16 protein-coding genes and 1 pseudogene are annotated in these 16,459 nt (G+C 73.7%); 11 read left to right on the top strand and 6 right to left on the bottom strand.

From position 1 onward, the window contains the following. The first annotated feature begins 131 nt into the window (after positions 1–131). Complete coding sequence (locus ACWER9_RS22795; protein ID WP_452303754.1) at positions 132–1,919, top strand: ABC transporter ATP-binding protein; 1,788 nt, start codon at positions 132–134, stop codon at positions 1,917–1,919. A gap of 83 nt (positions 1,920–2,002) precedes the next feature. Next, positions 2,003–2,752 carry a DUF2470 domain-containing protein gene (locus ACWER9_RS22790; protein ID WP_452303753.1) on the top strand — a complete coding sequence of 250 codons (750 nt, stop codon included), beginning with the start codon at positions 2,003–2,005 and terminating at the stop codon, positions 2,750–2,752. Positions 2,753–2,905: 153 nt separating this feature from the next. Here ACWER9_RS22790 and ACWER9_RS22785 read toward each other — a convergent pair whose 3' ends face one another. The 3 genes from ACWER9_RS22785 to ACWER9_RS22775 form a co-directional block, all read right to left on the bottom strand. Continuing rightward, positions 2,906–3,502 (bottom strand): TetR/AcrR family transcriptional regulator, encoded by a 597-nt coding sequence (locus ACWER9_RS22785; RefSeq protein ID WP_452303752.1) that lies wholly within the window; start codon positions 3,500–3,502, stop codon positions 2,906–2,908. Between the two features lie 97 nt (positions 3,503–3,599). Beyond that, on the bottom strand, positions 3,600–4,355 hold the full coding sequence (locus ACWER9_RS22780; protein WP_452303751.1) for an ABC transporter permease: 756 nt from the start codon (positions 4,353–4,355) through the stop codon (positions 3,600–3,602). After that, on the bottom strand, positions 4,352–5,101 hold the full coding sequence (locus ACWER9_RS22775; RefSeq protein WP_452303750.1) for an ABC transporter ATP-binding protein: 750 nt from the start codon (positions 5,099–5,101) through the stop codon (positions 4,352–4,354). The genes ACWER9_RS22780 and ACWER9_RS22775 overlap by 4 nt, the downstream gene beginning before the upstream one ends. A 597-nt stretch (positions 5,102–5,698) precedes the next feature. On the opposite strand from ACWER9_RS22775, the pseudogene ACWER9_RS22770 reads away from it, so the two are divergent. The 4 genes and pseudogenes from ACWER9_RS22770 to ACWER9_RS22755 all read left to right on the top strand — a co-directional run. Beyond that, a pseudogene (locus tag ACWER9_RS22770) lies at positions 5,699–5,983 on the top strand (phosphoribosyl-AMP cyclohydrolase); the annotation flags it as partial. A gap of 207 nt (positions 5,984–6,190) precedes the next feature. Next, positions 6,191–6,625 (top strand): phosphoribosyl-AMP cyclohydrolase, encoded by a 435-nt coding sequence (gene hisI / locus ACWER9_RS22765; protein ID WP_452303757.1) that lies wholly within the window; start codon positions 6,191–6,193, stop codon positions 6,623–6,625. Beyond that, positions 6,622–8,175 carry an anthranilate synthase component I gene (locus ACWER9_RS22760; RefSeq protein ID WP_452303749.1) on the top strand — a complete coding sequence of 518 codons (1,554 nt, stop codon included), beginning with the start codon at positions 6,622–6,624 and terminating at the stop codon, positions 8,173–8,175. The genes hisI and ACWER9_RS22760 overlap by 4 nt, the downstream gene beginning before the upstream one ends. A 55-nt stretch (positions 8,176–8,230) precedes the next feature. Further along, positions 8,231–8,818: a Trp biosynthesis-associated membrane protein gene (locus ACWER9_RS22755; protein WP_452303748.1), complete on the top strand. Its 588-nt coding sequence runs from the start codon at positions 8,231–8,233 to the stop codon at positions 8,816–8,818. A 25-nt stretch (positions 8,819–8,843) separates the two neighbouring features. Here ACWER9_RS22755 and ACWER9_RS22750 read toward each other — a convergent pair whose 3' ends face one another. Beyond that, the gene (locus ACWER9_RS22750; RefSeq protein ID WP_452303747.1) at positions 8,844–9,113 is read right to left on the bottom strand and encodes a hypothetical protein; all 270 of its coding nucleotides are present in this window, start codon (positions 9,111–9,113) and stop codon (positions 8,844–8,846) included. A 487-nt stretch (positions 9,114–9,600) separates the two neighbouring features. Here ACWER9_RS22750 and trpC point away from each other — a divergent pair, with 487 nt between their 5' ends. The 3 genes from trpC to trpA are packed head-to-tail and all read left to right on the top strand — an operon-like array spanning position 9,601 to position 12,486. Beyond that, complete coding sequence (gene trpC / locus ACWER9_RS22745) at positions 9,601–10,404, top strand: indole-3-glycerol phosphate synthase TrpC (RefSeq protein WP_030334428.1); 804 nt, start codon at positions 9,601–9,603, stop codon at positions 10,402–10,404. 38 nt (positions 10,405–10,442) lie between these two features. Continuing rightward, complete coding sequence (gene trpB / locus ACWER9_RS22740) at positions 10,443–11,681, top strand: tryptophan synthase subunit beta (RefSeq protein ID WP_452303746.1); 1,239 nt, start codon at positions 10,443–10,445, stop codon at positions 11,679–11,681. 1 nt (position 11,682) lies between these two features. Continuing rightward, complete coding sequence (trpA, locus tag ACWER9_RS22735) at positions 11,683–12,486, top strand: tryptophan synthase subunit alpha (RefSeq protein ID WP_452303745.1); 804 nt, start codon at positions 11,683–11,685, stop codon at positions 12,484–12,486. A gap of 23 nt (positions 12,487–12,509) precedes the next feature. On the opposite strand, the gene ACWER9_RS22730 is transcribed toward trpA, so the two are convergent. Continuing rightward, complete coding sequence (locus ACWER9_RS22730; protein ID WP_452303744.1) at positions 12,510–13,103, bottom strand: NUDIX hydrolase; 594 nt, start codon at positions 13,101–13,103, stop codon at positions 12,510–12,512. A 102-nt stretch (positions 13,104–13,205) separates the two neighbouring features. Between ACWER9_RS22730 and lgt the strand changes: the two genes are divergently transcribed. Both lgt and ACWER9_RS22720 read left to right on the top strand, forming a co-directional pair. Continuing rightward, complete coding sequence (gene lgt / locus ACWER9_RS22725) at positions 13,206–14,381, top strand: prolipoprotein diacylglyceryl transferase (RefSeq protein ID WP_452303743.1); 1,176 nt, start codon at positions 13,206–13,208, stop codon at positions 14,379–14,381. A 15-nt stretch (positions 14,382–14,396) separates the two neighbouring features. After that, a complete protein-coding gene (locus ACWER9_RS22720) occupies positions 14,397–15,584 on the top strand; it encodes an FAD-dependent oxidoreductase (RefSeq protein ID WP_452303742.1) in 1,188 nt (395 codons plus the stop codon). 6 nt (positions 15,585–15,590) lie between these two features. On the opposite strand, the gene ACWER9_RS22715 is transcribed toward ACWER9_RS22720, so the two are convergent. Further along, positions 15,591–16,436, bottom strand: a complete 846-nt coding sequence (locus ACWER9_RS22715; protein ID WP_452303741.1) for a GNAT family N-acetyltransferase — start codon at positions 16,434–16,436, stop codon at positions 15,591–15,593. Positions 16,437–16,459: the final 23 nt, after the last annotated feature.

Genomic DNA, 16,459 nt, shown 5'->3' with positions numbered 1-16,459 from the left:
GCCGACACCGCAGTGTCGCAGCCGCAGGACGCGTCGGGCGAGGCGGCCGGGCGCGAACGAAGGGCGGGCCCGGTGAGCGCGAGGAGTGCAGCGAAGCGGAGCCCCGCAGTCGCGAACGAAAGGCGGGCCCGGTGACGGCAACGGTGAACAAGGATGAGCAGGAGGCCCGGGACGAGACGACCTGGCAGACCCTTCGTCGCGGCCTGGCGCTCTCGCCGGAGCTTCGGATCGGTCTGGCCGGCACGTTGGGCCTGGCGTTGGTCTACATGGTCGGTCGGGTCGCCGTGCCGGTCGCCGTGCAGCAGGGCATCGACCGGGGTCTCGTCGGTGGTCTGAAGCTTGACGTGGTCTGGTCGGTGGTGGCGATCACCGCGGCGATCCTGACGGTCACCACGGTCTGCGGCTACCTGATGATGCGCCGGCTGTTCACGGTCAGCGAGACGGCGTTGGCCAATGTCCGGACCCGGGCGTTCCGACACGTGCACGACCTGTCGATGTTGCACCAGCAGTCCGAGCGGCGGGGCTCGCTCGTCTCGCGGGTGACGAGCGACGTCGACCAGATCACCCAGTTCCTCCAGTGGGGCGGGGTGATCCTGCTTGTCAACCTCGGTCAGCTGGTGGTCACGACGGCCGTCATGCTGGCGTACTCCTGGCAGTTGACCCTTGTGGTGTTGGCCGCGTTCGCGCCGGCGGTGTTCGTCATCCGGCAGTTGCAACGTCGCCTCGGCACGGCGTACGCGACGGTGCGCCAGCGCACCGGGACGCTGCTCGGCGCGATCGGCGAGAGCGTGGTGGGCGCGCCGGTGATCCGGGCGTACGGGATCGCCGGGCGCACCGAGCGGCGGCTGGACGAGGCGATCGACAGGCAGCGTCTGGCGCAGCAGCGGGCGATCCGGATCAGCATCGTGGGCAGCTCGGTCGGGGAGTTGGCGGCGGGGCTGGCGCTGGCCGGCGTGGTGGTGCTCGGTGTGCTGCTGGGGGTGGACGGCACGCTGTCGATCGGTCAGCTGACCGCGTTCCTCTTCCTGGTGACGCTCTTCATCCAGCCGGTGCAGATCGCCACCGAGGTGCTCAACGAGGCGCAGAACGCGATCGCCGGCTGGCGTCGGGTGCTCGACGTGCTGGACGTCGCCCCGGATGTGGCCGACCCGGGTGAGCAGGGACGGGAGTTGCCGGGCGGGCCGTTGGACATCCGGTTCTCCGGTGTCCGGTTCGCCTACCCGGGTGGTCCGCCGGTGCTGCACGACATCGACCTGGAGATCCCGGCGAAGAGCCGGGTGGCGGTGGTGGGTGAGACCGGCAGCGGCAAGACCACGTTCGCCAAGCTGCTGACCCGCCTGATGGACCCGTCGGCCGGCGCGGTGCTGCTGTCCGGGGTGCCGCTTACCGACGTCCGGTTCGACTCGCTGCGCTCGCGCGTGGTGATGGTGCCGCAGGACGGGTTCCTCTTCGACGCGACGGTGGGGGACAACGTCCGGTTCGCCCGGCCGGAGCTGACCGACGAGCAGCTCAGCACCGCCTTCACCGAGCTGGGCCTGTCGGACTGGCTGGAGGGTCTGCCGGCCGGCCTGGGCACGCCCGTCGGGGAGCGTGGTGAGGCGCTCAGTGTCGGGGAGCGCCAGCTCGTCGCGTTGGCCCGTGCGTACGTCGCCGACCCGGACCTGCTGGTGCTGGACGAGGCGACGAGCGCGGTGGACCCGGCGACGGAGGTGCGGTTGCAACGGACGCTCGACGCGGTCACCCGAGGTCGGACCACCCTCGCGATCGCGCACCGGCTCTCCACCGCGCAGGCCGCCGACGAGGTGATCGTGGTGGACCGGGGTCGGGTGGTCCAGCGCGGCCCGCACGACGAGCTGGTCCGCGACGCCGACTCGGTGTACGGCCTGCTCTACGCCTCCTGGCTGGAGCAGACCCGCTGAGGTGCGGCGCTGTGGTGGACGAGGGCGGGCGGGTGCTCTAGGCTCCGGGTTAGGTAAGCCTAACCTCTGAAGGAGGTCGCGCCATGCGGCCCAACTCCGCCGAGATCGTCCGTACCCTCGTCGCCGGCCGCCTGCCCGGCCTGGTGCACCTGGCCCACCGGCCGGGCCCGCACCACGCCCGGCACGTCACCGACGCCGACGGGCGGGTGCTGCTGCTGGTGCCGGTGGCGAGCCACCTGGCCGCCGCCCTGCAACCAGTGGCCGGCGGCAGCGACGTCGCGGTGGTGCTCGACGTGCTCGACCTGCCGCCCGCGGCCGGCGCGCCCGGCCTGGGTCGCGCCTGGGTGTCCGGTTGGGCGGCCGAGCTGCGCGGCGACGAGGCCCGCCGGGCCGCTGTCGACTTCGCGGCGGTCGAGCCGACCGGCGACCTGCTCGACCTGGGCACCCGGTTCCGGCTGTTCCGGTTCGAGGTGGTCGAGGTCCGCTGGGAGCGGGCCGGCGTCGTGCACCGGATCGACCCGGTGGAGTACGCCGAAGCCGAGCCGGACCCGGTGCACCCGGTCGAGGCCCGGCTGCTCACCGACCTCGCCGAGTGCCACGGCGTCGAGGTGACGGAGTACCTGCGCCGGCAGCTCGGGCTGACCGAGCAGACCCCGGACGGTCCGCCCCGGGTGGTGCGGATCGACCGCTACGGGCTGGTGGTCGCCCTCGGCCGCCCCGGCGCCCGGCGACGGGTCCGGCTGGCCTTCCCCGGCCCGCTGTCCGACCCCGCCGAGCTGCCGAACCTCCTGCCCCCACTACGCCCCCCAGCCCCAGCGAACAAACCCCGCTGACCGCCCCTTTCCGTGCCTCCGCACCCACCCGCTCTGCCGCGCCGATCTTGCGCTTACTGTTGCCGATTCACGCGGCTTATCCCTTTTGTCGGGACAGTAAGCGCAAGATCGGCGAGAGGGGGCGGGGGCGGGGCTGGGGCGGGGCTTGCGGGGTTAGGTTGGTAGGGGGGCTGTTAGGTAGCGCTGGATCGTGGGGCCTATCGCGGCCACCAGGGTTTCCGGGTCCGCCGAGGCGACCGGCTCGAGGCGTACCACGTGCCGCATCATGGCCAGGCCGATCATCTGGGTGGCGACCAGGGAACCCCGCAGCGGAAGCTCCACCGGGTCGACGTCGAGGTTCTCCAGCACCCGACGCAGCACCTGGGTGGTGACGAACTCGCGCAGCAGGCGAGCGGTCCACTCGTTGCTGACCGCGGAGCGCAGCAGTGCCTGTGCGGCGCTGCCGGTCGGGGAGTCCCAGATGCCGAGGAAGATCCGCACCAGCCGCTCGCCGACGCGGTCGCGGTCGCCGGCAAGCACCTTCGGCAGCAGCTGACCAGGGTCGACCGGAAAGTTCATCGCGGCCAGGAACAGCTGGTCCTTGCTGCCGAAGTAGTGGTGCACAAGCGCCGGGTCGACCTGCGCCGTGCCGGCGATGGCCCGGATCGAGGCGGCGTCGAAGCCACGGTCGGCGAACGCCGTACGCGCCGCGTCGAGAATCGCCTCCCGGGTGCCCGGGTTGCCGGGTCGCCGGCCGGTCCGCCGCGTCATCGCCGCCCTTCGTTCGTCCGCCTGGCCCGTCGTGGCCCGGCCCGCGCCCGCGCCGGTGGCGGCTGCCCGTGCCGGCCGCCGCCTCCGACGCCTGCGGTCAGCCGCTGCGCCGCCGCAGGGTGGCCGCCGCGAGCACCAGCGCCAGCACCACCGCGCCGAGGACCACCGCGGCGTCGCGCCACATCCGGCCGGTCGGCTCGGCGTGGGCGCCGACCTCCTGCAGCGCCTCGATGGCGTACGACAGGGGGAAGGCGTCACTGAGCGCCTGGAGCCAGCCGGCCATCTGGTCGCGGGCCACGAACAGCCCGCAGAGCAGTAGTTGGGGGACCACCACGACTGGCAGGAACTGTACTGCCTGGAACTCGGTGCGCGCGAAGGCACTGCACAGCAGGCCGAGGGCGACGCCGAGGACTGCGTCGAGCACCGCGATCCCGATCACCAGCCCGATGCTGCCCGCGGTTTCCAGACCGAAGATCCAGTACGCCACGGCGGCGGCGACGGCTGCCTGCACGGCGGCGGCCAGCCCGAACGCGATGCCGTACCCGAAGAGCAGGTCGAGCTTGCCCAGCGGGGTGGTGAGCAGCCGTTCCAGCGTGCCCGAGGTGCGTTCCCGCAGCATGGCGATGCTCGTCACCAGGAACATGATCACGAAGGGGAAGATGCCGAGCATCACCAGCGCGATCCGGTCGAAGGTCGTCGGTTGGCCGGGCGGGGTCGGCTGGTCGGCGTACATGAAGTAGACCAGGGTGAGCAGGACGGCCGGCACCACCACGAGCAGCGCGATGGTCCGCCGGTCGTGCCGGAGCTGACGCAGGATGCGGCCGGTGGTGGCGGCGAGGATTCGCGGGTTCATGCTGTCTCCCGTGCGGCTGTCGCGTCGGTGCTGGTGGCCTCGCTGGCCCGGATGAGCCGCAGGAACGCCTCGTCGAGGTCGTCCACACCGGCGGCGGCGCGGACCGCGGCCGGGCTGTCGTCGGCGATCAGCCGCCCCTGGCGGATCAGCAGCAGTTGGTCGCAGCGCGCCGCCTCGTCCATCACGTGACTCGACACCAGCAGGGTGGTGCCGGCGGCGGCCATCGCGTGGAACCGGGCCCACAGGTCGGCCCGCAGCACCGGGTCCTGACCGACGGTCGGCTCGTCGAGGATGACCAGCTCCGGCTCGCCGACCAGGGCGCAGGCCAGCGACGCGCGGCTGCGTTGGCCGCCGGAGAGGGTGGCGACGAGTTGACCGGCGGCCTCGGCCAGCCCGACGTCGCTGATCGCCCGATCGGCCTCGACGCGCCCACGCCCGTAGAGGGCCGCGAAGTAGCGGGCGTTCTCGCGGACGGTCAGGTCGGCGTAGACGCTCGGCGCCTGGGTCAGGTAGCCCACCCGGTGCCGCAGCGCGGGGGTGCCCGCCGGTCGGCCGAGCACGGTGACCGTTCCGCCGCTGACCAGCTGCACCCCGACCACCGCGCGCATGAACGTGGTCTTGCCGCTGCCGCTGGGGCCGAGCAGCCCGGTGACCGCGCCGCGCGGGACACGGCAGCTGATGCCGTCGAGCACCCGCCGCCCACCCCGGTCGACGACCAGGTCTCGGACGGCTATCGCATCGTCCATCGTGCACCTCCACAGAAACTCATCACGTGTTGAACTCAACGCTAGATGAAATACCGCGTGGCGCGCAACGGCCCGGATCGGTGTCCGCCCGTCGACCATCGCGCGGACCGCGAGAACGGGCAGTAGGCTCCGGACCGGACACGAAGTCCGGCAACGGGCATTGCGCGCTGATCGGACGTACGGCACGATGACGCCGTGGGTCACGCTCCGTTACCGGATAGCGGTTTTCTCGAGGATTGGGCCGCGCGGTTGCGGCAGGCCGCCGAGCGGCAGGTCGTCGGCATCCTGCTACGGGGCAGCCACGCCCGCCGCGCCGCCACCGCGCACAGCGACGTCGACCTCGACGTGTTGGTCGGCGGCGCTCCGTACGCGGCCCGCCGCGCCTACCTGGCCGAGTCCGCAGGCCAGGTCACCCACGTGTCGGTGGCTGCCCGCGACGTCCGGTCCTGGGTGCACCGACTCGGCGAACCGGCCGACTGGGCGTTCGGGCTGCCGGTCACCGCGCCGGCGCGGCTGCTCTGGGCCGACCCGCACTGGCGGCCCCGGATCGACCTGCCGGTGCTCTGCCAGCCCGCCGAACCGCCCCGACTGGAAGAGATGATCGCCACGCTGGGTAAGGCCGCAGCCGCCCGCGCGGCGAGCGACCGCCTCGGGGTCCGGCTCGCCGTCGCCGATCTGGCGCGGCTCTGCCCCTCGGTGCTGCGCCCGGCCAACCCGTCGGTACGGGTCCACTCCCGCCGGGCGGCCTTCGCGGCGGCCCTGGATCTGCCGGTGGCCCCACCCGGTTACCGGACCGACATGCTGCTCTGCCTCGGGCTGCGCCCGGGCGCCACCGGGCAACTCTGGGCCGCCGCCGTCCGGCTGGTCACCGGCACACTGCCGTTGATCCGTCCGTACGCCGAGGAGATCGCCGACACCGCCGGCGCGGACCTGGCCGCCGCCCTGGTGGACGGCCGGCTGGACCGCTACGTCGCCCAGCTGGCCCGACCGGCCGGACCTCCGCCACAGCCCCGGCCCTCGGGGCCCGCACCGCCGCCCTGGCGGGAGCGGTCGGCGGCGCCCGCGCCGCGTGCGGGAGAATTGCTCACTGTGCCCGTACCTGACCCGCCGGTGACCGGCGTCCCCAGCGATCCGAACGAGCTGGCCGCGCCCGCGCCGGCACGCCCGTCCCGGCTCGACCCGGCCATCGCGGCCCAGTTGCGCCGCAGCGCCGACGGCCTGGTCGCCGCCGTGGTGCGCGCGCACGACTCCGGCGAGGTGCTGATGGTCGCCTGGATGGACGACGAGGCGTTGCACCGCACCCTCACCACCGGCCGGGCCACCTACTGGTCGCGCAGCCGACGCGAGTACTGGGTCAAGGGCGAGACCTCGGGGCACCACCAGTACGTGCGGTCGGTCGCACTCGACTGCGACGGGGACGCACTGTTGGTCAGCGTGGACCAGGTCGGCGCGGCCTGCCACACCGGCCACCGGACCTGCTTCTACACCGAGCTGCCCGTCGTCACCCCGGAGGCACTCCCATGACCGACGGCGCTGTCAGCCCCGACCTGGCCACCTTCACCGAGCTGGCCGCCGACTGGCGGGTGGTTCCGGTCACCCGGCGGCTGCTGGCCGACGCGGAGACCCCGGTCGGGGTCTACCGGAAGCTGGCCGGTGGGCCGGGCACGTTCCTGCTCGAGTCGGCCGAGCAGGGCGTCGGTTCGGCCGGCATGGCCTGGTCGCGGTACTCGTTCATCGGCGTGCGCAGCAGCGCCACCCTGATCGAACGCGACGGCGTGGCGACCTGGCTCGGCCAACCGCCGAGCGGGCTGGCCGCCGAGGGCGACCCGGTGCGGATGCTGCGGGAGACCGTGGCGGCGCTGGCCGGCCCGGTCGGGGACCCGTCCGACGGTCTGCCGCCGCTGACCGGGGGCATGGTCGGTTACCTCGGCTACGACCTGATCCGGCGCTTCGAGCGGTTGCCCGAGCTGACCGAGGACGACCTGGGCGTGCCCGAGCTGGGCATGATGCTCGCCACCGATCTGGTGGTGCTCGACCACTACGACGGTTCGGCGATCCTCGTCGCCAACGCGGTGCTGCCGCCGTTGGACGCCCCGGACCGCGCCCCGCAGGTCGCCGCCGCGTACCACCACGCGGTGGGCCGGCTGGACGCGATGACCACGGCGCTCTCCCGCCCCATCCCGCCGATGATCTCCACGGTCGAGCGTCCGCCGGCAGGCGAGGTGCACTGCCGTACGCCCGACGGTGGCTACCCGAAGGCGGTGGAGGCGGCCAAGGAGGCGATCCGGGCCGGCGAGTGCTTCCAGATCGTGCTCTCCCAGCGCTTCGAGCGGACGACCCACGCCGACCCGCTCGACGTCTACCGGGTGCTGCGCACCAGCAACCCCAGCCCGTACATGTACCTGCTGCGCTTCGACGGGTTCGACATCGTCGGCTCGTCCCCGGAGGCGCACCTGAAGGTCACCGCGGCCCCGGACGGGCGACGCCGGGCGTTGCTGCACCCGATCGCCGGCACCCGGCCGCGCGGTGGCACCCCCGCCGCCGACGCCGCCCTCGCCGCCGAGCTGCTCGCCGACCCCAAGGAGCGGGCCGAGCACGTGATGCTCGTCGACCTCGGCCGCAACGACCTGGGTCGGGTCTGTCAGCCCGGCAGCGTGGAGGTGCCCGAGTTCGCCACCATCGAGCGGTACAGCCACGTCATGCACATCGTCTCCACCGTCACCGGCACGCTGCGTGACGACCAGACCGCCTTCGACGCGCTGGCGGCGACCTTCCCGGCCGGCACGCTCTCCGGGGCGCCGAAGGTGCGCGCCATGGAGATCATCGAGGAGTTGGAGCCGGTCCGTCGGGGCCTCTACGGCGGCACCGTGGGCTACTTCGGCTTCGGCGGCGACCTGGACATGGCGATCGCCATCCGGACGGCGCTCGTCCGCGACGGCCGCGCCTACGTCCAGGCCGGGGCGGGGGTCGTCGCGGACTCGGACCCGGCCGCCGAGGACCAGGAGACCCGGAACAAGGCCGCTGCCGTGCTGGCCGCGATCGCCGCCGCCGAAACTCTCCGGCCAGCTCGGTGAGCGCGAGGAGCGCAGCGAAGCGGAGCCCCGCAGTCGCGAACGAAAGGCACATTCGGTGAGTGGGCAGCGGTCCGTCACGGGCCGGCGCGCGTTGACGTACGCCGTGTTGCTCTGCCTGGTCGGCGCGGGCCTGGCGCTGTGGGCCGCGACGCGTAGCTGGTCGGTCGAGGTGACGGTGCGTCCGGCGCCGCTGCCGCCGGTGCGCGACACCCGCAGCGGTGCGAGCCTGCTGCCCTGGCTGCCGGCGTTGGCCCTGGTGACGTTGGCCGGGGGTGGCGCGGTGCTGGCCACCCGGGGTCACCTGCGGCGGGTGCTCGGTGGGCTGCTCGGTGTGCTCGGTCTGGCCGTGGCGGCCGGCGGCGGGTATGGGCTGGTGGCCGACCTGGGTGGCCCGGTGAGCCGGCAGTGGCCGGCGCTCTGCCTGGTCGGCGGCCTGCTGGCCGCCGTGGGTGGCTGGTGGACGGCGTTGCGTGGGGGTGACTGGCCGGCGATGGGCGCCCGCTACGAGCGTCCGACGCGGACCGTTCCGGAGGCCGCGTCGACGCAGCGCGACCCCGCCGAGCCGTCGACGCCGTTGGCGGGGCGGCGGACCACCGAGGCGTGGGACGCGCTAGACCGGGGCGAGGACCCGACGGACGACTGACGCGGTGGTCGCGGCGGCCGGGCGCTCAGCCGACCGGCTGGCGCTCCCACTGGGCGCGGCGACTCGTGGCACGGGCGGCGGTCAGCTCGGCGACCAGGCGGTTCAGTTCGGCGCGTTGGTCGGCGCGGGCCCGGTCGGCGCAGACCGCCTCCCAGGCGTTGCCCCGTGCCGTCCGCATCCGTCCCTCGCCCACCACGGCCCGTTCCACCGTGTGCACCACGCCGACGGCCAGCGATGCCACAGTCCGCGAGATGGTGGTCAGGCCGATTGTGGGGTGCGGCTCGGAGATACTCATGGTCACCTCGCGCGAGGAGTTGCGACGGTCGGGGCAGGCGCGCCATCGAGTCTGCCCGAGGACGATGCTCGCCGGCCGACGTTTCGTCGTGGTGACCGCCCGGTCAACTGTCTCTCCCCGCCCGTGACCAGGGGCCGTCCGTTCGGCCTTGAGCTTGCTCACAGCATCGACCCGCGTCGCTGTCGTCGGGCGCCGGCCGGAAACTGGTGGCATGATCGATGCGTCGGCCCGGTCTGACCGTGGCCGCCGGGCTCCATACCGCGTGACGGTGGTCGATACCGGAGGTGGCGCTGCGTGACAACCTCTTTACGGCAAGTCGGCCATTATGCCGCAGCCCTTTTCGTGAGCAGCGCCATACCCCCGGCATTCGGCGCCGGTCGGCTGCCCCTAGCATCGGCCCATGACGCCCGGAGAGGGGAGTCCGTTCGTGACTGCTGAGCATGCGCACGCGGAGGGGGACGAGGCCGGCCAGGCAGCGTCCGTAAGCGTGCTCGACGAGATTCTGGCTGGCGTACGTGAAGACGTCGCCCGACGTCAGGAGCAGGTTCCGCTGGAGCGGATCCGTGAACTGGCGGCGGCGGCGCCACCGCCGATGGACGCGTACGCGGCGCTGCGCAAGCCCGGCGTGGCCGTGATCGCCGAGGTGAAGCGCTCGTCGCCGTCCAAGGGTCGGCTGGCCGAGATCGCCGATCCGGCCGATCTGGCGGTCGACTACGCGGCCGGTGGGGCGCGGGCGATCAGCGTGCTGACCGAGGGGCGCTGGTTCGGCGGTTCGCTCGACGACCTGGCGGCCGTCCGTGCCGCGGTCACCGTGCCGGTGTTGCGCAAGGACTTCGTGGTCTCCAGCTACCAGATCCACGAGGCGCGCGCGCACGGCGCCGACCTGGTCCTGCTGATCGTCGCCGCACTCGAACAGAACGTCCTGATGGGCCTGCTCGAGCGGATCGAGTCGCTGGGCATGACCGCTCTGGTCGAGGTGCACGACGAGGAAGAGGCCGACCGCGCCCTGGAGGCCGGCGCGCAGGTGATCGGGGTCAACGCCCGTGACCTGCGTACCCTTGAGGTCGACAGGTCGGTGTTCGAGCGGATCGCGCCCGGCCTGCCCAGCAGCGTCGTCAAGATCGCCGAGTCCGGCGTTCGTGGTCCGCACGACCTGATCCGGTACGCCTCCGCGGGCGCCGACGCGGTCCTCGTTGGCGAGGGCCTGGTCACCCAGAAGAGCCCCCGCGAGGCGGTCGCCGAGCTGGTCAACGCCGGCAACCACCCGGCAACGCCCCGGCCGGTGCGCTGAGCCCGCGCCGGCCCGACGTCCCACCGAGAGGATTCCCGATGAGCGCCGACGCGCTGGCCCCGGTGGCCGGCCCGCAGCCCGACTCCGCCGGCCACTTCGGCCGCTTCGGCGGTCGGTTCGTTCCCGAGGCCCTGGTGGCCGCGCTGGACGAGCTCGACGGGGCGTGGCGTACGGCGATGACGGACGAGTCCTTCCGGGCCGAGTTCGGCGCGCTGCTGCGGGACTACGCCGGCACGCCGTCGTTGCTCTACGAGGCCCGGCGGTTCTCGGCGAAGGTCGGCGCGCGGGTGCTGCTCAAGCGGGAGGACCTCAACCACACGGGCGCGCACAAGGTGCGTAACGTGCTCGGTCAGGCGCTGCTCACCAAGCGGATGGGCAAGACCCGGGTGATCGCGGAGACCGGGGCCGGCCAGCACGGCGTCGCCACCGCCACCGCCGCAGCCCTGTTCGACCTGGAGTGCGTGGTCTACATGGGCCAGGTCGACACCGAGCGGCAGGCGCTCAACGTGGCCCGGATGCGGATGCTCGGCGCGACGGTCGTCCCGGTCACCAACGGTTCGCGCACCCTCAAGGACGCGATGAACGAGGCGATGCGCGACTGGGTGGCGAACGTCGACGAGACGCACTACCTGATCGGCACCGCCGCGGGCCCGCACCCGTTCCCGGCGATGGTGCGCGACTTCGTCCGGGGCATCGGTGACGAGGCCCGCCAGCAGTGCCTGGAGCTGACCGGGGCGCTTCCGGACGCCGTCACCGCCTGCGTCGGCGGCGGCTCCAACGCGCTCGGCATCTTCCACGCGTTCGTGGGCGACGAGGCGGTGCGGTTGTACGGCTTCGAGGCCGGCGGTGACGGGGTGGTCACCGGCCGGCACGCGGCGAGCATCACCGGCGGGTCCGCCGGGGTGCTGCACGGCACGCGCACCTACGTGCTGCAGGACGCCGACGGGCAGACCCTGGAGTCGCACTCGATCTCCGCCGGCCTGGACTACCCCGGCGTGGGTCCCGAGCACGCCTGGCTGCACGACACCGGCCGGGCGAACTACCTGCCGGTCACCGACGACGAGGCGATGGCCGCCTTCGAGCTGCTGTGCCGTACCGAGGGCATCATCCCGGCGATCGAGAGCGCTCACGCGCTCGCCGGCACCGTCGCGCTGGCCCCGAAGCTCGCCGCGGAGCTGGGTCGGGAGCCCACAATCGTGGTCAACCTCTCCGGCCGGGGCGACAAGGACGTGCACACCGCCGGCGACTACTTCGGCATCCTCGACAAGGAGCAGTGAGATGAGCCGGATCGGGGTGGCCTTCGACAAGGCCCGCGCCGACGGGCGGGCACTGCTGGTCGGCTGCATGCCGGCCGGTTTCCCCACCGTCGAGGGCAGCATCGCGGCGATGACCGCCATGGTCGAGGCCGGCGTCGACGTGATCGAGGTGGAGATCCCCTACTCCGACCCGGTGATGGACGGGCCGGTGATCCAGCGGGCCAGTGACATCGCGCTGGCCGGGGGCGTACGCACCGCGGACACGATGCGCATCGTCGAGGCGGTCGCGGCCACCGGCGCGCCGGTGGTCACCATGACGTACTGGAACCCGGTGGAGCGTTACGGCGTGGACGTCTTCGCCCGCGACCTCGCCTCCGCCGGCGGCACCGGCCTGATCACCCCGGACCTCATTCCCGAAGAGGCCGACGAGTGGTTGGCCGCCTCGGACGCGCACGGGCTGGACCGCACGTTCCTGGTCTCGCCGTCCTCCACCGACGCCCGGCTGGCGATGACGGTGCGGCACTGTCGTGGCTTCGTCTACGCCACCGCCATCATGGGGGTGACCGGCGCCCGGGCGCAGACCTCCGACGCCGCCCCGACGCTGGTCTCCCGGACCCGCGCGGTCACCGACCTGCCGATCGGTGTCGGCCTGGGGGTGGGCACCGGCGCGCAGGCCGGCACCGTCGCCGGTTACGCCGATGGGGTGATCGTGGGCAGCGCGCTGATCCGGTGCCTGCTCGACGCGCCCACCGAGGCTGAGGGCCTGGCCGCCCTGCGCACGCTCAGCGCCGAACTGGCCGAGGGCGTCCGTAACCCCACCCGCTGAGCGATCCGCCCGGCCGCACGTGGTCAGGGGCGCAGGGACGTGTCCGCAGCTTCGCCGCGTTGCTCCGGTGGCTGTCCCGTCCCCGACCGTCCGCCCTGGTCGACTGCCGGCTGGCCATCGTGCGCGGGGAGGGTCGCCGGGGGCGGCGGGGCGTCCACGGTGTCGGGCACCCAGGGGACCTCGCGGAGCACGCCGGAGTGGCCGGCGGTCGCGTCGGTGACGGCGGCCCGGGTGAGTGGGGTGAGCACCTCGGGCAGCGCGGCGGGGGAGTGCCAGGACAACCGGCAGCCAGGTGGTGGGTCGGTGGCGGGTCGGACCCCGGCCGCGCGAGCCCGGAACACGTGTACGAGGACGTCCGGCAGCGGCCCGGCGCGCCCGGCCGCCGCCTCGCGCCCTGGGCCGGTCAGTTGGTAGACGCCGATCAGGTCGATCAGTTCGATGTCCCAGCCGGTCTCCGCGCGGATGTCCCGTAGGGCCGCCCGCACCGGGCCCTCGGCCGGGCGCAGTCGTCCGCCGGGCAACGCGTAGCGGCGCGTACCCCGGCCCTGCTGGCAGAGCAGCAACCGACCGGTGTCGTCGGTGACGACCGCGGCGACCGCCCAGGTGAGCGCGCTCATGGACAAAGAGCCTACGGCGGTGCAAACCAGAAGTCACCGGGATGCGCGCTCCAGCGGACCGGGGTGCCGCTGCGGGGGTGTGCAGCGGTAGCGTGTGCACCCGTGACCCTCGCCTCGCTCTCCCCCCAGGCGGCCCTGCCCAGTCCCAGCACCGCGGTCTGGCAGCTCGGGCCGGTGCCGATCCGGGCCTACGCGCTCTGCATCATCGCCGGCATCGTGCTGGCCTGCTGGGTGACGGAGCGCCGGCTCCGGCGGCGCGGTGTCGCGCCCGGCGCGGTGCTCGACATCGCCGTCTGGGCGGTGCCCGCGGGCATCATCGGCGCCCGGATCTACCACGTGGTCACCTCACCGGAGAAATACTTTGGCGCCGGTGGGGACCCGATGAAGGCGTTCGCCATCTGGGAGGGCGGTCTCGGCATCTGGGGCGCGGTCGCCGGTGGCGCGGTCGGTGCCTGGATCGCGGCCCGGCAGCTCGGCATTCCGTTGAGTGTGGTGGCCGACGCGCTGGCCCCGGGGCTGCCGTTGGCCCAGGCGGTGGGCCGGCTCGGCAACTGGTTCAACAACGAGCTCTTCGGTGGCCGGACCACCCTTCCGTGGGGTCTGGAGATCCACCGGATGGATCCGGACAACCCGGGCCACGCGCTCCGCGACGACGCCGGGCAGCCGATCCTCGAACCGGGTCTCTACCAGCCGACGTTCCTCTACGAACTGTTGTGGAACGTCGGCGTCGCGGCTCTGGTCCTCGTCCTCGACCGCCGGCTCAAGCTGGGCAAGGGCCGGGCGTTCGCGCTCTACGTGATGGGTTACACCGTCGGTCGGTTCTGGATCGAGTTGATGCGTACCGACGACGCCAACCAGATCCTCGGTGTCCGGCTCAACGTCTGGACCGCCGCCCTGGTGTTCCTCGGCGCGCTCATCTACTTCGTGCGGGTGCGCGGCCCTCGGGACTACCTCATTCCGCTCGGCGCGGCGGCGACGCCGACCCCGCCCCCCACGTCCGACCTGTCCCAGGTCGACCTCTCCGAGCGGGAGACCCCCAGCCGGGCCGCCGCGCCGGAGGGCTACCGGGTGGTGAGCGAGGAGCAGTACGCCGTCTGGCAGGACACCGGCGTCGTACCGCCGACGGCCGACGACGACTCCCGGCCGGTCGACGACGAGGAGGGGTCCGAGGCGCAGGTTGCCGCCGCGCCGGTGTCGGGCGACGACGCGCCGGCGGACGACAAGTCCGCCGACCGGGCCGACGCCACCGGCGCGCGTCCCGCCGACCGGGACAGCTGAGCGGGGGCGGCACCAATGCGAAGCGCGGTGGTGGTCGGCGCAGGGGTCGGTGGCCTCGCGGTGGCCGGCGCGCTGGCCCGTTCCGGCTGGCAGGTCACCCTGTTGGAACGCGCCGAACGGGTCCGCCCCGAGCCGACCGCCGTGGTGCTCTGGCCCAACGGCGTCCGCGCGCTCCAGGCCCTCGGTCTCGGCGCCGGCCTGGCCGCCATCGCCACCCCGTTGCCCGACGGCGGGGTCCGCCGCCCGGACGGGCACTGGCTCGTGCAGCCCCGGCCCATCCCGGCCGACCGGCAGCCGGTGGTGGTGCACCGCGAGGATCTGCACGACGCGCTGATCGCCGGTCTCGGTGACCGGGTCGAGCTGCGGACCGGGGTGACCGTGCGCCATGTGCGCGTCGAGCCGGGCGAGCGGCCGGGCGTCAGCGACGGGCGGCACACCATCGAGGCCGATCTGGTGGTCGCCGCCGACGGCACGGACAGCGGCATCCGCCGCCAACTCGCCCCCGAGTCCCGGGTGGTCAGCTCCGGGTGCGCCGCCTGGCGGGCCGTCATCCCCTGGTACCAGGCACCCCGCCTCCCCGACGATCAGCCGCTGGCCGGCGAGATTCTCGGCGCGGGTTACCGGTTCGTGGCCGCGTCGCTCGGCGAGCGTGGGTCCTCGGGCGGGTCCTCCCGGGGTGGCATCTACTGGGTGGCCACCGCCGCCGGCGCGCCCCGCCCGGAGCCACCGGAGACCCAGCTCGCTCTGCTGCGCCGCTGGTACGCGGGCTGGCCCGCGCCGGTCGGCGCGTTGCTCGACGCCACCGACCCGACCGACCTCGTCCAACAGGAGGTTCGCGAGCTGCGTCCGCTGCCCCGCGCGTACGGCTTTCCGGTCGGGCCGGGCGGGGTGGTGCTGCTCGGTGACGCGGCGCACGCCATGCCGCCGCACCTCGGGCAGGGCGCCTGCCTCGCGTTCGAGGACGCCGCCACGCTCGCGTCGCTGCTGCGTGAGGCCCGGCTCCCCGACGCCGTTCAGGCGTACGACCGGGTGCGCCGCCCCCGGGCCGCGACGGTGGTCCGGCAGACCCGCCGGATGTCGGCGGTGCTGCAGACCCGGGGCCGGTTGGCGTTGCGCGCCCGGGACGCCGCACTGGGCACGATCAACTCGCGGCTGCTCTCCAGCGCCGCGGCCTCCGCCGCGCAGTGGCGTCCGCCGACCTGACCCCGGTCAGGGGATGAGGGCGGCGGGTTCGGCGATGCAGGCGGTGCCGATGCGGCGGAACCCGACCCGCAGGTAGACCCGCGCGATCTCCTCGCTGCCCGCGGAGAGGAAGACCAGTTCGGTGCCGGCGGCGAGGAGTTCCCGGGCCAGGGTGGCGGTGAGCGCGGCGCCCAGCCCGCGGCGCCGGGCGGACGGCAGGGTGGCCACCCCGGCGATCTCCGCGACGTCGTCCACCCGCATCGCCATTCCGCTCGCCAGCGCGCCGTCGGTCGGCGTGCCGGCCAGCGCGGAGATCCGCCGGCCGTCGGCGATCCGGGCGCGCTCCTCGTCGAGCGCCGCCAGTTCGAGTTCGGTGACGGCGGCGTCGCGTTCGGCCGGACCGGCCTCGCCGGGTGCGGTGCCGGCGGCCGCGAACGACACCGCTGCGACAGCCCGCCGGGCGGCGACATCGGCGGCGAAGTCGGGGGAGTCCGCGGCGAGCACCCGCACCGCCGCGTCGGTGAGCGTCGCCGGGTCGGGCAGCGCGCTCGGGTCGAGCACCATCAGCGGCGCCTCCAGCACGCTGAGCCCCGCCGAGCGGGCCACCGCCAGCAGCTCGGGGGTCGTCTCGTGCACCCACTCGAAGGCTTCCGGCAGGCCCAGCTTGCGCTGGCGCTCGCGGACCGAGGTCACGTCGGCAAGCGACGGCGGCTCGGTGGCGTCGATCCGGGGGCGGGCGTAGAACGGCCAGCCGGCACCTTCGCGGACGAACAGCACCAGCCCGCCATGCTCCTCCGCACCGGCGACGTCGCGGGGCACCGCGTCGTAGAAGCGTTCCAACCGGTCGAAGACGTTCTTGTGTAGCGGATCCACCGCGCGAGACTACACGTCCCAGC

Source organism: Micromonospora sp. NPDC003944 (assembly GCF_053605225.1).
Note: the sequence above shows the minus strand (reverse complement) of the source record. Positions and strands in the feature narration are given on the sequence as shown.

What these genes read in the sequence shown, in the direction of transcription:
- ACWER9_RS22790 (WP_452303753.1), top strand. Translation starts at nt 2,003, where the DNA reads ATGCGGCCCAACTCCGCCGAGATCGTCCGTACCCTCGTCGCCGGCCGC.
- ACWER9_RS22785 (WP_452303752.1), bottom strand. Translation starts at nt 3,502, where the DNA reads ATGACGCGGCGGACCGGCCGGCGACCCGGCAACCCGGGCACCCGGGAG.
- ACWER9_RS22780 (WP_452303751.1), bottom strand. Translation starts at nt 4,355, where the DNA reads ATGAACCCGCGAATCCTCGCCGCCACCACCGGCCGCATCCTGCGTCAG.
- ACWER9_RS22775 (WP_452303750.1), bottom strand. Translation starts at nt 5,101, where the DNA reads ATGGACGATGCGATAGCCGTCCGAGACCTGGTCGTCGACCGGGGTGGG.
- ACWER9_RS22760 (WP_452303749.1), top strand. Translation starts at nt 6,622, where the DNA reads ATGACCGACGGCGCTGTCAGCCCCGACCTGGCCACCTTCACCGAGCTG.
- ACWER9_RS22750 (WP_452303747.1), bottom strand. Translation starts at nt 9,113, where the DNA reads ATGAGTATCTCCGAGCCGCACCCCACAATCGGCCTGACCACCATCTCG.
- trpB (WP_452303746.1), top strand. Translation starts at nt 10,443, where the DNA reads ATGAGCGCCGACGCGCTGGCCCCGGTGGCCGGCCCGCAGCCCGACTCC.
- trpA (WP_452303745.1), top strand. Translation starts at nt 11,683, where the DNA reads ATGAGCCGGATCGGGGTGGCCTTCGACAAGGCCCGCGCCGACGGGCGG.
- ACWER9_RS22730 (WP_452303744.1), bottom strand. Translation starts at nt 13,103, where the DNA reads ATGAGCGCGCTCACCTGGGCGGTCGCCGCGGTCGTCACCGACGACACC.
- ACWER9_RS22720 (WP_452303742.1), top strand. Translation starts at nt 14,397, where the DNA reads ATGCGAAGCGCGGTGGTGGTCGGCGCAGGGGTCGGTGGCCTCGCGGTG.